The following is a 15,177-nucleotide window of genomic DNA, read 5'->3' on the forward strand; positions in this document are numbered from 1 at the left end:
TCATCATGATTGAAATTCTCGCAGCTGCTCTCGAATCTATTCGCGATTTTACTGAAAGCGGTGGGCAAGTCCTGCTGATTATTGGCGGATTGATTTTTGTCATGTGGTTAATGATTTTAGAGCGCGCTATGTACGTGTATGTTACGCACAAACAATACAAAAAAGCGGTGATTGCCAAGTGGATGGCGAGACAGGAGCGCTCATCTTGGAACGCTGAGCAAATTCGCCAAGCGATGATTTCTCGTGTGTCGTTAAAATTAGGCAGTGGTGTACCTATTATCCAATCACTGGTGGCTTTATGCCCGCTATTAGGTTTGATGGGAACGGTTACGGGAATGATTGAAGTGTTTGATGTCATGGCTATATCAGGCTCTGGCAACGCACGCTCAATGGCGTCTGGCGTGTCAAAAGCGACTATCCCCACTATGGCAGGCATGGTGGGTGCTTTGTCAGGTGTCTTCGCATCAACCTGGCTGGCAAGAACAGCAAAAAAAGAAAGAGTGAATTTAGAAGACTCGCTGCATATGGAACGTAAAGTTTAATCCTTTGTGAACATAAAGTTTAATCCATCATATTTTGGATTATTAAATAGAGATTGATATGAAACAGCATTTCCAAAACTTGATGGATGAAGAAGAAGCCACAATCGATATGACACCTATGTTAGACGTCGTATTCATTATGTTGATTTTCTTTATCGTGACGGCCTCTTTTGTCAAAGAAGCGGGTATCGATGTAAATCGCCCAGAAGCCGCCACTGCAGTTAAGAAAGACCGTGCGAATATTTTGGTCGCTATCAGTGCAAAAGGTGAAATTTGGATCAATAAACGCAAGGTTGATGTACGAGCAGTGCAAGCCAACATCGAACGTTTATATGCTGAAAACCCGCAAGGTACTGTGGTTATTCAGGCCGACAGAAAAGCCACGACAGACGTGTTGATTAAAGTGATGGATGCATCACGGGCTGCAGGCATTCAAGATGTCTCTATCGCTGCGCAGGAGCCTTAAACCGTTATGCCACAAACCATGTCAAAGACTATGCCGCAGACATTATCAAGAGTGGTTGTAGCTATCTTACTGGCAGCAGTTGTCACCTTAGGGTTGTTCTTTTTGATGCAATCATTAATTCAAAGTGGTGGTAGCGCATTAACGGATGCACCTAAAGGCAGTGTGCTGGATTTTGTGCGTGTGAAAAAAGAGGAAGCGGTTCAAAAGAAAGACAGAAAACCTAAGAAGCCACCTAAGCCAGAGCAACCGCCACCTGATATGGCGCCACCACAAATGGATGCGCCTAGTCCAGAAAGTACCACAAGTGGTATGGACTTTGGTGCCGATGTAGGCGCTGAACTGTCACTTGAAGGTGGATTAGCTTTGGAGTCGGGTGATGGTGAGTTTTTACCTATAGTGCGTGTTGCTGCTGTGTATCCAAGAAGGGCATTGCAGCGCGGTATTGAAGGTTATGTGGATGTCGAATTCACCGTGTCTAAGTTAGGCTCGGTAACCAGTCCTAGGGTGATTCAAGCTTTACCTGCAGGTATTTTTGATCAAGCGGCATTGGATGCCACTTTAAAATATAAATACAAACCTCGCGTCGTTAATGGCCAACCCATGGAAGTATCTGGGGTGGAAGTGCGAGTTAAATTTGAATTAGGGGGCTAAAATGTTGATGAATAAAATAATACTTAAAATAGTTGCACCAGTCTTAATGACCGGTGTATTGGTATCTGGTATGCAAGTGAGTGCTGTTATTGCACAAGAAGTAGAAGTCGAGCGTAAAACCAAACGTGTGCCTACTTTACGTGCTAAAGTGTATGACCAATTATCTCGTGCCCAAGGTTTAGCCGATGCGGGTGATCAGGCAGAAGCCTTTGAGGTATTAGACAATGTTAAGTCTAAAGCCAGTTCAATGAACAGTTATGAACTTGCCATGATGTATAATTTTTATGCTTTTATTCATTACGAAGTTGAAAACTACGACCAAGCGATTGCAGCCTTTGAAAACGTCGTACAACAACAGCCCATTCCAGAAACCTTTGAACAAGCCACTTTGTTTAGTTTGGCTCAATTGCACATGATGCGTGGCAACTACGACAAAGCTATTGTCAAAATAGAGCAATGGGAAGCCATTCAAAAAAACTTGTATCCATCTACAGATATCCCAGCTAAAAATTTAGTATTAAAAGCCCAAGCTATGTATCAAAAGCAAGATTATGCTGCAGCATCTAAGTACATCAACGCGGCGGTGCTACAAGTTGAAACCAACGATTTAGGTTTCCAAGTAGACGAGCAGTGGTACGTGTTACAAAGAGCGATTTATTTTGAACTGAAACAGCCTGAAAATGTTAAAAATGTATTGCTCAAGCTGGTTAAAAAGTTTGAAGCGCCTAAATATTGGATACAACTTGCTGGTATGTATGGCGAGCTTGAGCAAGAACAAAAACAACTGGCAGTGATGGAAATTGCTGAGCAAAAAAGTTTTATCGCCACAGGCTCAGATATGTTCAATTTGGCACAACTTTATTATTATCACCAAATGCCATATAAAGCAGCTGCTATTATGCAAAAAGCGATGGATGTGGGTAAGTTACCTGAAGATGAGCGTAACTTAACGTTTTTAGCCCAGTCTTGGAATTTTGCTAAAGAAACTGAAAAAGCGATCCCTGTTATGTTAGCTGCGGCTGAATTATCTGACTCAGGTGAGTTGTATGCTCAGCTTGGTCAAATGTACCTAAACATGGACAAATGGAAACAAGCGGTTGCCGCTTCGCAACAAGCTCTTGAAAAAGGCGGTTTGCGTAATGAAGGTATGTCGCATCTGGTCATTGGTTTAGCGCAATTTAATGTTGGCGAATACAACGAAGCTTTAAACCAGCTTGCTAAAGCGCAAGAATACGATGGTAGCCGAGGAATGGCGCAACAATGGTCAAAATTTGTTGAAGGCGAAAGAAATCAGATTGCGACTTATGCCTCAGTGGGTAGTTAATCTTTCATCTCAACTTTTGTAAAAAGCGCATTGATGGCGCTTTTTTATCAATGAATCTAATCTATAATAAAGGTATTAATCGTTTTTATAGATGAGTAATCATGAAATGGCCCAACCTTAAACACCTTCATTATTTGGTGGTTTTACATCAAGAGCAACACTTTCATAGAGCTTCACAGCGCTGTCATGTCAGCCAATCAACACTCAGCACCGCTATTCAAAATCTTGAGGAGCAGTTTGGCTCTCAGTTATTAGAGCGGGATCATAAGAACTTTGTGTTTACGCCTTTTGGCTTAGAATTAGTTGAGCGCAGCAAGGCCTTATTAACCGACACCCGCGAATTAGTGGATTTTGCGCAAAGTGCAGGGAATTGGCAAGCAGGTAAACTCAAAATAGGGGTTATTCCCACCATCGCGCCGTTTATTTTTGAGGAGTTGATTAAAACAGTTAAACAACATCTTCCCGATATTACGTTGCAACTTCAAGAAGACACGACGGCTAACTTGTTGACCCAGTTAAATGAAGGTGGCTTAGATTTACTTATTTTGGCTTTACCGTTGGATACACCAGGTTGTAAGCAATTGGTTTTAGGTCATGATCCCTTTCATTTAATTGCTCACAGTGACTTGGTTGAATCCTTACCAGTGCCACTTGACATGTCAGCTTTACCCAAAGAAAGTATTTTCTTATTGCAACAAGAGCATTGTATGACTGGGCATGCTGTTAGCGCATGTGGTTTGCAGCATAAAGAGCAAGTGAGTTCGTTAGCCGCTAGTAGTTTGTATACCTTAGTCCAGCTTGCTAATAGTAAGCTGGGTTTCACTTTTATGCCAGAATTAGCTATTCAACATCATATATTAAGCACCACTCCTCTCGTATCGATGCCTGCCGAAGATATGGCTTATCGTGAAATTGGTATGGTGTGGCGAAGCGGTACAACTCGAGTCAGATTGTTTCGTCATTTGGCTGAATTAGTTGCTCCTTTAATTCCTATCCCTACCTTGACGCGTTAATTACAACATGATTTAAAAAGACTGATTATTGAAACAAACTTTTTTACTGTGTCCCTCGACTTTAATAAACAAAGAGAACACATCCTAATCGAAGGAAATTAAAAACAGTATTTGAGAAAACCGACGAGCGTCTTATTGCAAAGTCATTGGCATGGTTTAAAGACATCATTGGCGACATGTTATGTAACATCAATGCTGCGCTTCGTTCTTTATCTAATGATGAGAATATTACCTTTCTTCTATCTGGTTTTGTTAAAGCAGACGGTGATAGTGTATATGGCTCTCATGACAAAGTGTATGTGTTCAAATATAAAGATGTAAAGTTCTGCGTGACGGGTAAGTCTGATAAAAACAAATTGTTAACTGCCCCGAAGACCTACCTATTTTAGGTAAGCCTTAAAACTTATTAAACTAAAAAGTCAGCTTCAAGCTGACTTTTTTATTACAAACCGATAAACTGAAAAATTCTTTGCTACATCATAGCATTAAATATATGTAGCCTAATCTGTTTAGTTAGGACTTTTCATGACTCCTTCAGTAGTAATTAGCGGTTCTGGTTTATGGAAACCTACTCACAGTATTAGTAATGAAGAACTGGTTCTGGCATACAATGCTTACGCCGAGCAGTTCAATCAACAGTATCAAAAAGAAATTGAGGAAAGTGGACTGAAGCCTAAACCACTTTCAAGTGCAGAATTTATTGAAAAAGCCTCGGGCATTAAGAGTCGCTACGTCTATATAAAGGATGGCGTTTTAGACATAGATAGGATGCGGCCCAATATTCCTGAGCGCTCAGAAGATGAATTATCTGATCAAGCTGAAATGGCGATCTATGCAGCCAAAGATGCGTTAAAAGCCGCAAATAAAACCTCTGAAGACATCGATGTTGTTATTGTATCTTGTGCATACACACAGCGCTCTTATCCAGCTTTGGCGATTGAGGTACAAGGTGCATTGGGCATTAAAGGTTTTGCTTTTGATATGCTGGTGGCTTGTTCCGCAGCTACTTTTGCCCTGCATCGTGCCTATGAAATGATCACTGCAGGTACGGCTAAGGCTGTGTTGGTCATTAACCCTGAATTAACCTCGCCACAAGTCAATTATTGTGATCGTGATAGTCATTTTATTTTTGGTGATGTGGCCACGGCTATAATAGTTGAAAATACTGATACTGCTGATTCAGAGCATGTTTTCGAAATTATGAGCACTAAAGCGGTTACTCAATATTCAAACAATATTCGCTCAAATTTTGGTTATGTTAGCCGTGCGAACGATGCCGATCCATTTGCTGAAGATAAACTCTTTCATCAACAGGGACGCAAGGTATTTAAAGAAGTATGCCCTATGGCCGTAGATCATATATCTGAGCACTTAGCTCGTCATGAACTTAGTTCTGGAGACGTTTCAAGGTGGTGGTTACATCAAGCCAATATCAATATGAATACTTTGATAAGCCGAAAGTTACTTGGCAAACAGCCAACCTTTGAAGAAGCTCCAATAGTATTAGATACCTTTGCTAATACCGCTTCTGCTGGCTCCATTATCGCATTTTATTTGCATCACAAAGACTTGCAATCAGGTGACATTGGCTTGCTTTGTTCCTTTGGGGCTGGGTATTCGATCGGTAGTTTACTATTAAAAAAACTATAGAGGTTTCACTATGATCGCAACTGTTGGTTATGCAATCAGTGCTATTGGTTATGCCTTTCTTTTACTCCTTCTACTAACTGTTCGCAAATCAGGACTAGCAAAGTATCTGTTAATTTTTGCTACCGGTGCAACATGTTTATGGTCTATCACACCCTTCGTTTTTGCCGCATTATCTGTCGAAAAGCTATTGCTTTTCGACAATATTAAAAGTTTTTTTTGGCTACTTTTTTTAGCTTCATGCTTAAAAGATAACTTTACTAATATTATTGAAGTATTGTGCCGAAAACAGACCTGGTTGATTTTGTCCTTGCCGATTATTGCTATTTCAATGCCTTACCTAGGGATTGAACAAGGATCGTGGAGGTTCCTTATTCAGACTGTGCTTGCCTTGCAAGTGCTTGTTTTGCTTGAAGTCATCTATCGTCAGGCTGGTGAAAGTAGTTGGGCATTAAAACCATTAATAATATATTTGGCAGTTATCAGCGTTTTTGAATTTGTTACTTTTGCGGATGCTTTAATGGTGGAGCAAATTAATACTAATTACATTGCTGCCAGAGGTTATGTCTACTCTGCTCTTATTCCATTGTTAGTCTTAGCTATTAGGCGAGTTAAAAATTGGGGGGTTGATATTTATATCTCCCGAGACATTGTGATGCACAGCACTCTTTTAATGGTAGCGGGTGGTTATCTATTTGTAATGGCGATGCTAGGTTATGCAGTTAAGTACTTTGGTGGCCAATGGGGTTCTGCCATTCAAGTAGTACTTATTGTCTTGTCTTTGTCTCTTTTAGTGAGTTTATTTCTTTCTTTGAGTTTTCGGACTAAGATTAAGGTTTTTATTACTAAACACTTTTTTGCCAATCAATTTGATTACAGGATTGAATGGCTGAAGTTAACACACTGTCTTAATACCCGTGAATCCGACGGGAATGTGTACGCGAGTGCTTTAAGAGGGGTGATTCAGGCAATTGATTACCAAATAGGGTGTTTGATTCAAAGTCAAAACGGTGAACTCAAGGTGCTGGCAAATATAGATAAACCCGCTTTGAATGATGATGAACAAGCAGTTTTGTTAGCGTTTTCAGCCTTTTTTACGTCGAAAAATTGGATAATCGATATTGAAGAGCTTAGAACACAGCCTTATGTTTATGAGGGGCTAAAGGTCAACCATAGCCTTTTAAATAGTGTTTCTTTCCATCTGGTGATCCCCATATTCAATGAAGAAAAATTCTGGGGCATGGCGGTGATGCAAGGTTCAGATAACACCCGTAAAAAACTCAATTGGGAGTTAAGAGATTATTTGACCGCTGTGAACGCTCAGATTTCAAACTTTTTGTTTCATCATCAAGCTGCGCAAGAGCTGGCTGAAAATGCACAATTTGCGGCTTTCACTCGTATGTCTGCCTTCATCGTGCACGACTTAAAAAACGTAGCGGCACAAATTAACCTTATTTTGTCTAATGCGAAACAACATAAAGATAATCCTCAATTCATTGATGATACTTTTGAAACCTTGCATCATACCAAAGTTCGAATGGATAAAATGCTATATCAGTTGACTGAAAAAAATGCTTCTCTAGATGGATTTGATAGCTTAGTCAACATATCAGAGTGTGTTAAAAATGTGGTTGAACAAAGATGTGGATCCTATTTACCCACACCTAGTGTAGTAGTTAGTAGTGAAACACCTGCGGTTTTAGATAAAGATAAACTAAGTAACGTTATTTACCATCTTGTAAGTAACGCACAACAAGCCACCAGTGATGATGGCAAAGTAGATATTGAAATACAGTTATCCACAGATAAGAAGTATATGTTGATTAATATTGTGGACACGGGTATCGGTATGAGCGAAGATTTTATTCGCACACGTTTGTTCAAACCTTTTGATACAACCAAAGGCAACGCAGGAATGGGCATTGGGGCGTTTGATGCTAAAGCTTATTTAGAACGTATTGGAGGTCAGTTACTGGTACAAAGTAAACAACAGCAAGGTAGTATTTTTACATTACGAATTCCAACAGATTAGACAATAAAAAGGATTTTAATACATGGACAAAATTTTGGTCGTTGATGACGATTTAGGGATCCAAAAGCAATTAAAGTGGAGCTTTTCAGGTTATGACGTTGTCTTTGCCGAAGATCGGAGTTCGGCTATTGCACAGTTGAGGCGTTTTGAACCAAAAGTAGTCACGCTAGATTTAGGTTTACCGCCCGATCCAAGTAATGCAACTGAAGGGTTAGCGACTCTAGAAGAAATCTTAGCTTTAGCGCCTCAAACAAAAGTCATAGTGATAACCGGCAATAATGATAAAAAAAATGCGCTAAAAGCAGTGAACTTTGGCGCGTATGATTTTTATCAAAAACCGATCGACTTAGACACTATTCAAATTTTAGTTAGCCGCGCCATTAACCTGTTTAATTTAGAGATGGAAAACCGCCACTTGGTAGAAGTCGCGCCTTCGATGGACAAAATCATTGGTCAAAGTGAAGGGCTCTTAGCTGCGAGCAGAAAAGCGGAGCGTATCGCGCAAACTGATATTAGTACCTTATTACTTGGCGAAAGTGGCACCGGTAAAGAGGTGTTTGCCCGCAGTATTCATGAGCACAGTCTACGAAAAAACAAAGCTTTTGTTGCTATTAACTGTGCCTCGATCCCTGAAAACTTATTGGAAAGTGAGCTGTTTGGTTATGAAAAAGGCGCATTCACTGGTGCTAATAAAACCACACCAGGCAAGATAGAAACAGCTCAAGATGGCACCTTGTTTTTAGATGAAATTGGCGATATGCCAATTGGTTTGCAAGCTAAAATGCTCCGTTTTTTACAAGAGCGTGTGATTGAACGAGTGGGCGGGCGCTCTGAAATACCGGTGAATATTCGGGTGATTTGCGCCACGCATCGAGATATTCCTGCCATGGTATTAGAGCAAACTTTCCGTGAAGATTTATTCTATCGAGTGGGTGAAATCAGTATCATAATTCCACCCCTTAGAGAGCGTGATAATGACGTGGTGTTATTGGCTAAGACCTTCTTGGCGCAATACAATGAGGAGTTTAAAACTAAGATTAAAGGTTTTAGTGATTCAGCCATAAAAGCCATGAATCAACATACATGGCCTGGTAATATTCGTGAACTTCAAAATAAACTGAAATCTGCTGTGATAATGGCCGAAGGAACTCATATTCAGGCAGAAGATTTGAGCTTGTTGTTCCATAATGATGAACCCAATATAGACACGCTTAATTTACGAGAAGTCAGAGAAGATGCTGAAAGTCGGGCAATACGTAATGCGTTTTTGGTGGCAGAACATAACATGACTAAAACCGCTGAACTTCTAGGCGTAACTCGGCCTACTTTGTATTCTCTGATTGAAAAATATCATTTAGAAGATGTTAAAACTGGCAGCTAACGATGTTGAATAAAGTGAGGTGATTTTATAATGTCGAGAAATGACGTTATCAGCTCAACATTGGCTTCTAACCCTTTATTGTATATTTGTTTTGATGTTTTAGTGCGAAATGCAGATTAACCTATGTTTTGCCTGTCCTATCTGATCTGATTTTGCATTTTTTTTGTTTGAAGGCACACTGCATTAGGATTTATACATTTTGGAATCTTATGCGTCTCTTAGTTTTTATTTTACTGCTAATAAGCTCCACTGTTAATGCGAACATAGATTGTGAGGTGTCTCTTAATTATGGTGTCGTAGTCAGTGAACAACAAATCCGAATCATTGGACATGGTGGCCGGTCTGTTTACCAGATTAACCATCCATCACAGCTGATTGTGCAAGGTGAATGGATTGTTTTAAATGAGCAACAAGAGCGCGAGCTTGCTGAGTTTTCTTCTGGCATCCATCAAGTTGTGCCTAAAATGATATTGTTGGCAAACGAAGGTGTCGAGCTTGCTGTCGAGACGATAGAGCAAGTGTATAGCGGCTTAGTGAAAGATGAAAAAAGTCAGAAAAAGCTGCAAAAATCTCTTGAACGTGTGCAAATGAGCGTTAAAGAAAAGTTTATACGTGCTAGCGATAATTTTTATATGGGGCCTGGCAGTCTTGAGCAAGTGAACGATTTGGTCGACCACGAATTGGAAGAACAATTAGAAGAAGCAATGAGCACTTCTGTAGGTGGTATATTATCAGTTATCGGTGGACTGGTTGCTAATGGTGAGGTGAGTAAAGAAAAGGTCGCCACGATAGCTAACCAACTAGAAATTTTAGGTGAAGAAATTGGTCAAACTGTGGGGCCAAAAGCTGAAACCCTAAAGCTTAAGGCTAAATGGTTTTGTAATAAATTCAAGGAATTAGATAAAGCTGAAGATAAACTCAGAGCGTCTATTAAACAGCTAAATTCCTTCAATGTATTGATAACGGGTACCAACGCGTATCTTAATAAATAGCGCATTATAATGTGGCAAGGATATCACTGTTAAATATTATGCTCTTGAGTTATACCATCATTTCCAATAATGTATTTAAATAACGTCTGCCTAATGGCGTAACTTGCCATTCGTCGCTTGACTCAACTAATAATCCGCGAGTTATCGCCGTTTCTAGGTTTTGTTTGGTGGCGTTATCCAAAGGTATACCAGTAAAGCTTGCATAATCAGACTTAGGGCATGGCTCAAGTAAACGAAAGCGATTCATAAAAAACTCAAAAGGTAAGTCTTGTTTAGTCACTACCTTTTTTTCGCTAGTATAACTGCGAGTTAAATCCATATAACCTTTGGGGTGTTTAACCTTAACCGTGCGAATTATTTTATTTTCATTGGCTAGTGTGATTTTACCATGTGCGCCACAACCGACCCCTAAATAGTCACCAAAACGCCAATAATTTAAATTATGCTGACATTGTTGACCTGCTTGACTGTATGCAGAAATCTCGTATTGTTCGAATCCTGCCTGCCTAAGTAAATCATCACCTTGTTCTTGAATATCCCATAACAGCTCATCCTCGGGTAACTTGGGTGGCTTAGAATGAAACTGAGTATTCGGTTCAATGGTTAATTGGTACCAAGATAAGTGTGGAGGTTGTTGCGTTATAGCGGTGTTTAAATCAAACATAGCATCTTCTAAAGATTGTTTAGGTAGGCCGTGCATTAGGTCTAGGTTAAAATTATTGAGTCCTATGCTCTTGGCCAGCTTCGTAGCTTTAAGCGCTTGGTTTTCATCATGGATCCTGCCAAGTGCTGTTAATTTTTCTGGTTGAAAACTTTGAATACCTATGGAGATGCGAGTAATACCTGCTTTGACATAATCAGCAAAACGTTGGCTTTCCACTGTGCCTGGATTCGCTTCCATCGTAATTTCAGCATCAGCTAACAAGTTCACTCGTTTTTTTACTCCCTTTAAAAGAGTGTGGATAGCTTGTGGGGAAAATAAACTGGGTGTGCCACCACCAATAAAAATACTATGAATAGCTCTGTTGCCAACTAATTTAACATCTTCAGTTAAGTCATCTAACAAGTGACTGACATATTCAGTTTCAGGCAATACCTGTTGTTTTTGCCCGTGAGAATTAAAATCACAGTAAGGACATTTTTGTACACACCAAGGAATATGGATATATAGCGAAAGAGGCGGCAATTTAAGCGTAAGTGGTTGTGACAAGTATTTAACCTATTTGATTTTGTAGTTGGGTTAATAACAGTTTTAGGGCTTTACCGCGGTGACTTAATGTATTTTTGTGTTCGGGTGATAACTGAGCAGAACTACAATTCTGTTCTTTGACCCAAAAGACTGGATCGTAGCCAAAACCATTTTCACCTTGTTGCTCAGTCGCGATCTCACCACACCATTCACCTTGGCAAATAATAGGTCTGGGATCATCAGCGTGACGCATGAATACCAAAACACATAAAAACTTGGCTTGGCGTTTTTCTATTGGAATACTAGCCATGGCATCAAGTAACTTAGTAATATTACTTTGATCGGTAGCCTGGTCTCCGGAATAACGTGCGGAATATACTCCGGGCTCGCCACCAAGGGCATGAACTGCCAAACCCGAGTCGTCAGCGATAGCCGGTAAACCTGTTTGCTTGGCAGCATGACGGGCTTTAATGATGGCATTTTCCACAAAAGTGGTGCCTGTTTCGGCCACTTCCGTTACGTCAAATTCGCTTTGTGGCAATACTTCAAAATCTAAACAAGACAACATACGAGCAAGCTCTTTGACTTTTCCTTTGTTACCCGTGGCAAGAACTACTTTTTTACGCACATATTTTCCTTCAATATTATTCTAATGTTGCTTGATTCACTTAACACATTCCGTTTTTCTATTTGTAATTGCTCAGATAACTCCTTACTATCAGCTAAGAAAAATCTGCATTATTATATCACTTTTCAAGGACGTAAAATGAAATTATCCCTGTTCATCTTATCTTTGTTTTCGAGCTTTTTAATCGCAGGGCATGTGTTGTCATCCAGCGTTGAACTATTGGAAACCGTTATCCCGGCAAAACCCATAGAGCGTGTGCCTGCCAAATTTTCTAGGAGAGCAGCTCGAAACGGTAATGAAGGTTGGGTAAAATTAAGTTTTGTTGTAGATGCAAATGGTGCAGTGGTTGATCCCGTTATTGAAGACTCATCCGGCATTCGTGATTTTGAGAAAGCTAGCCTACGAGCTATAAGACAATGGCAATATTCTCCTGCTATCCGTAACGGAAAAAAAATCGAACAGTGTCGTAATAGTGTGCAAATGAATTTTAAATTAGATAAAGGAACAAAGGGCGGAAGAAAACGATTTGTCAGGGAATATAAAAATACGGATGAGGCATTAAGAGCTGATAATTTCGTTTTAGCTGAACAACTTATTACCCAAATGGGTTTGTCTGGCGATGAACGAGCAGAGTTAATTCAACTCAGGAAAGATAGTAAACGTCTACAAATGGAGCGTGAAATCCTAAAAAAGGCAAGTGCCTTCTTCGCGAAAGAAATGAAGTAAGATATTCTTTTATAAGTGAGCTTGATGCTAAGTATCCTGTGTCAGTCGCTTGTAAAGTGATGGAAGTGAGTTCGTCAGCATACTACGCATGGCTAAAAAAACCTGGTGAACTCATTAGCGCTCAAATGCTAAGACTGTATCGACGAGCCAAAGCATTATTCAAGGCAAGTCGAAACAGTTTAGGCAGCAGAGAGCTTGCTAAAGCACTACGCAAAGAAGGCTTTGAAATAACGCGGTATCGCGCCATTAAGTTAATGGAACGGCTTAAATTAGTTGTGACTCAGCGAATAGCTTATAAAGTGACAACCAAGCGCAAACACAGTGATGCTGTGGCTGACAACTTGCTAAATATGAATTTCAATCCTGTTGGACCCAATCAAATTTGGGAAGGTAAGATCTGGAATAGTTACGAAGACGCATGGTTTTGGATGTTGAAGTCTGAGATTGCAAAAGCGCAAGGCCATGATCATTCTCAATTGAGCAGTATTTGGCGACTCGTCTCTTCTAGTCAAAGCGATGAGTACGTTGGTGAGGCTTATTACCTTTATCTTTTACATCAAAAATTTACCTTAGAAATAAAAGCATCATTATTTTCAGATGCTTTAGAGACATTTGCACAAATTGAGCAGCGTCCTAATAATGAAAAAACAGTCAGTGTCCTAGAAAAGTATGCAACCCGAGTTCGGCAGGTCTTAAAAAATCGAGACTTTATTGTCGTGCAAGGAGAAATAGGTAGCAATGGTGATTGGTGGCATTCTCTTAGTCGTAACCGGTTTATGTTTAGTGATATCGAAGGTACGCTCAATACAGTAGAAGTGCGTTGCGATAACAAAAGAGAAAAGTATACCGTTGCGCAAGATACAGAATGGAAAATCCCTAAACGGTGGGGACGTTGCAAAATAATGGTGGTAGGAGACACCCAAGCAAACTTCAATTTAGTTGAAATTCGCCAGGGTGCGTAACGATAAATTTTGATAAGTTAAGGCGTTTTTTTCCCTCGTCCTGTATTTTTGCGCTTTTTAATTTTGGCGGTACGTTTGGCCTTAATGACTGCCTTTTTAGTCTTATTACTAATCTTTTTCTTGGTAGTCGGTTTAGCTTCTTTATTGGCAGGGCGCAATGCGGCAATTACCCTACGTTTTAACGCCTGTTCTGTATAACGTTCAATCTTGGGCACTACGCCAATATCATGGGCTTCTACTATGGAAATAGCCGTCCCTTTGTTACCCGCACGGCCTGTGCGACCAATACGGTGGACATATACATCAGCTGTGCGAGGCATATCGTAGTTGATGACGTGGCTAATGTTTTCTACATCAATACCCCGGGCTGCCACGTCAGTAGCGATTAATATCTTTACATCGCCTGTACGAAAACGTTCCATCGCGGTATTGCGTTTATCCTGAGGCATTTCACCTTGTAACCAGACGCAGTCAATATCGACAGATTGCAGTTGGCCGACTAAAATGGCTAAACGTTCACGCGTTTTAACAAACACTATGGCTGTTTCCACTTGTGTGCTCAAAATGTGAGTTAACAAGTCAAGTTTATGAGTCGCGTTATCTGCCAGATGTATCCACTGGTGGATAATGCCTTTCTCTTTGCGGCTCGAGTCCGCTTCTAATTCAACGGGTTCATTTAACAACTCATCAGAAAAACGTGCGATCCCGCTGCCTCTTAATGTGGCTGAAAACAACATGGTTTGTTTGCGCCAGCGCGCTTCTACGGCGATTTGGTTGACAACGGGAGAAAAACCCATATCCAACATGCGGTCAGCTTCATCTAAAATCAGGCATTCGATATCACGACAGTCAAAGCTTTCTTTTTCGATATGCTCGAATAAGCGACCAGGTGTAGCAACTAAAATATCAAGGTTTTTTTCTAATAACTCACGATCAGTACCGTAGTTGATGCCGCCGGTGATGACGCCACATGCAATGTGTGGCACATATTTGCTGATAGCTTTGGCTTGCTCAAAAATTTGCAAGGCCAATTCGCGAGTAGGGGTAAGGATCAAAACCCGCGTCGAACCTGGTTGGCGTCGTGGATAATCTAATAAAAACTGACAAGTAGGTAATAAAAATGCAGCAGTTTTACCTGTGCCTGTTGGGGCTGAGGCCAATATATCTTTGCCATTCATGGCTTGTGGGATGACCAGTGACTGTATACTAGTGGGTTCTTTATAACCTAAGTCCGTCACCGCGTGTATCAGGTCATCGTCTAGTTCTAATTGTTCAAACATGTATGTTTAAGCCTTGTTTTATCGTTGGCTTGGGAATTGTAGGGGATTATAAAGGAGTGACGAGGTAAATGCCTATGCATTTTTGAATTGGAAGAAAGACAGGCTATACCTCAAGCTACCCATGCTTTTTAATCGTTTTTGATTTCAGGTGAAAATATACTTTTTTAGAAACTTTGTTTTGTGCCAGACTCGTGGGAACAAATAAAGTAAATGGCTTAGCATGAATTTCATATCATATCTTTCAAAGATACGGTGGTTAATAGGACCGCATTCCATATCCTATCGAGCTTTCTTTTTTGTTAATTATTAATATTTATTGTGATTAGGACTCTTTTTATTTATCT

15 protein-coding genes are annotated in these 15,177 nt (G+C 40.2%); 12 read left to right on the forward strand and 3 right to left on the reverse strand.

Annotated features, from left to right (window positions below):
- Positions 1-5: 5 nt before the first annotated feature.
- From Q0Y52_RS10030 to Q0Y52_RS10075, 10 genes are all read left to right on the forward strand, one after another.
- A complete protein-coding gene (locus tag Q0Y52_RS10030) occupies positions 6-542 on the forward strand; it encodes a MotA/TolQ/ExbB proton channel family protein (RefSeq protein ID WP_297821130.1) in 537 nt (178 codons plus the stop codon).
- A 58-nt stretch (positions 543-600) separates the two neighbouring features.
- Complete coding sequence (locus Q0Y52_RS10035; RefSeq protein ID WP_297821132.1) at positions 601-1,008, forward strand: biopolymer transporter ExbD; 408 nt, start codon at positions 601-603, stop codon at positions 1,006-1,008.
- A 6-nt stretch (positions 1,009-1,014) separates the two neighbouring features.
- The gene (locus tag Q0Y52_RS10040) at positions 1,015-1,659 is read left to right on the forward strand and encodes an energy transducer TonB (RefSeq protein ID WP_297821134.1); all 645 of its coding nucleotides are present in this window, start codon (positions 1,015-1,017) and stop codon (positions 1,657-1,659) included.
- A gap of 1 nt (position 1,660) precedes the next feature.
- Positions 1,661-2,983, forward strand: a complete 1,323-nt coding sequence (locus Q0Y52_RS10045) for a hypothetical protein (protein ID WP_297821136.1) — start codon at positions 1,661-1,663, stop codon at positions 2,981-2,983.
- 101 nt (positions 2,984-3,084) lie between these two features.
- On the forward strand, positions 3,085-3,996 hold the full coding sequence (locus Q0Y52_RS10050; protein WP_297821138.1) for a hydrogen peroxide-inducible genes activator: 912 nt from the start codon (positions 3,085-3,087) through the stop codon (positions 3,994-3,996).
- Positions 3,997-4,142: 146 nt separating this feature from the next.
- Positions 4,143-4,385, forward strand: a complete 243-nt coding sequence (locus Q0Y52_RS10055) for a hypothetical protein (protein WP_297821140.1) — start codon at positions 4,143-4,145, stop codon at positions 4,383-4,385.
- Between the two features lie 136 nt (positions 4,386-4,521).
- The gene (locus Q0Y52_RS10060; RefSeq protein ID WP_297821142.1) at positions 4,522-5,646 is read left to right on the forward strand and encodes a beta-ketoacyl-ACP synthase III; all 1,125 of its coding nucleotides are present in this window, start codon (positions 4,522-4,524) and stop codon (positions 5,644-5,646) included.
- 10 nt (positions 5,647-5,656) lie between these two features.
- A complete protein-coding gene (gene prsK / locus Q0Y52_RS10065; RefSeq protein WP_297821144.1) occupies positions 5,657-7,675 on the forward strand; it encodes an XrtA/PEP-CTERM system histidine kinase PrsK in 2,019 nt (672 codons plus the stop codon).
- 22 nt (positions 7,676-7,697) lie between these two features.
- Entirely contained in the window at positions 7,698-9,056 is a 1,359-nt protein-coding gene (gene prsR, locus Q0Y52_RS10070; RefSeq protein ID WP_297821147.1) for a PEP-CTERM-box response regulator transcription factor, read from the forward strand.
- Between the two features lie 209 nt (positions 9,057-9,265).
- Positions 9,266-10,048, forward strand: coding sequence for a YggN family protein (locus tag Q0Y52_RS10075; RefSeq protein ID WP_297821149.1), 783 nt, complete (start codon positions 9,266-9,268; stop codon positions 10,046-10,048).
- Between the two features lie 49 nt (positions 10,049-10,097).
- On the opposite strand, the gene hemW is transcribed toward Q0Y52_RS10075, so the two are convergent.
- Positions 10,098-11,258, reverse strand: a complete 1,161-nt coding sequence (gene hemW / locus Q0Y52_RS10080) for a radical SAM family heme chaperone HemW (RefSeq protein WP_297821151.1) — start codon at positions 11,256-11,258, stop codon at positions 10,098-10,100.
- Positions 11,259-11,262: 4 nt separating this feature from the next.
- Positions 11,263-11,865 (reverse strand): XTP/dITP diphosphatase, encoded by a 603-nt coding sequence (locus Q0Y52_RS10085; RefSeq protein WP_297821153.1) that lies wholly within the window; start codon positions 11,863-11,865, stop codon positions 11,263-11,265.
- A gap of 138 nt (positions 11,866-12,003) precedes the next feature.
- Between Q0Y52_RS10085 and Q0Y52_RS10090 the strand changes: the two genes are divergently transcribed.
- On the forward strand, positions 12,004-12,591 hold the full coding sequence (locus tag Q0Y52_RS10090) for a TonB family protein (protein WP_297821155.1): 588 nt from the start codon (positions 12,004-12,006) through the stop codon (positions 12,589-12,591).
- A gap of 59 nt (positions 12,592-12,650) precedes the next feature.
- Positions 12,651-13,553 (forward strand): hypothetical protein, encoded by a 903-nt coding sequence (locus Q0Y52_RS10095; protein ID WP_297821157.1) that lies wholly within the window; start codon positions 12,651-12,653, stop codon positions 13,551-13,553.
- 17 nt (positions 13,554-13,570) lie between these two features.
- Here the strand turns inward: Q0Y52_RS10095 and srmB are convergent, their stop codons facing one another.
- On the reverse strand, positions 13,571-14,833 hold the full coding sequence (gene srmB, locus Q0Y52_RS10100; RefSeq protein WP_297821159.1) for an ATP-dependent RNA helicase SrmB: 1,263 nt from the start codon (positions 14,831-14,833) through the stop codon (positions 13,571-13,573).
- Between the last annotated feature and the right edge of the window lie 344 nt (positions 14,834-15,177).

Source organism: uncultured Paraglaciecola sp., assembly GCF_943787955.1.
GTDB lineage: Bacteria > Pseudomonadota > Gammaproteobacteria > Enterobacterales > Alteromonadaceae > Paraglaciecola.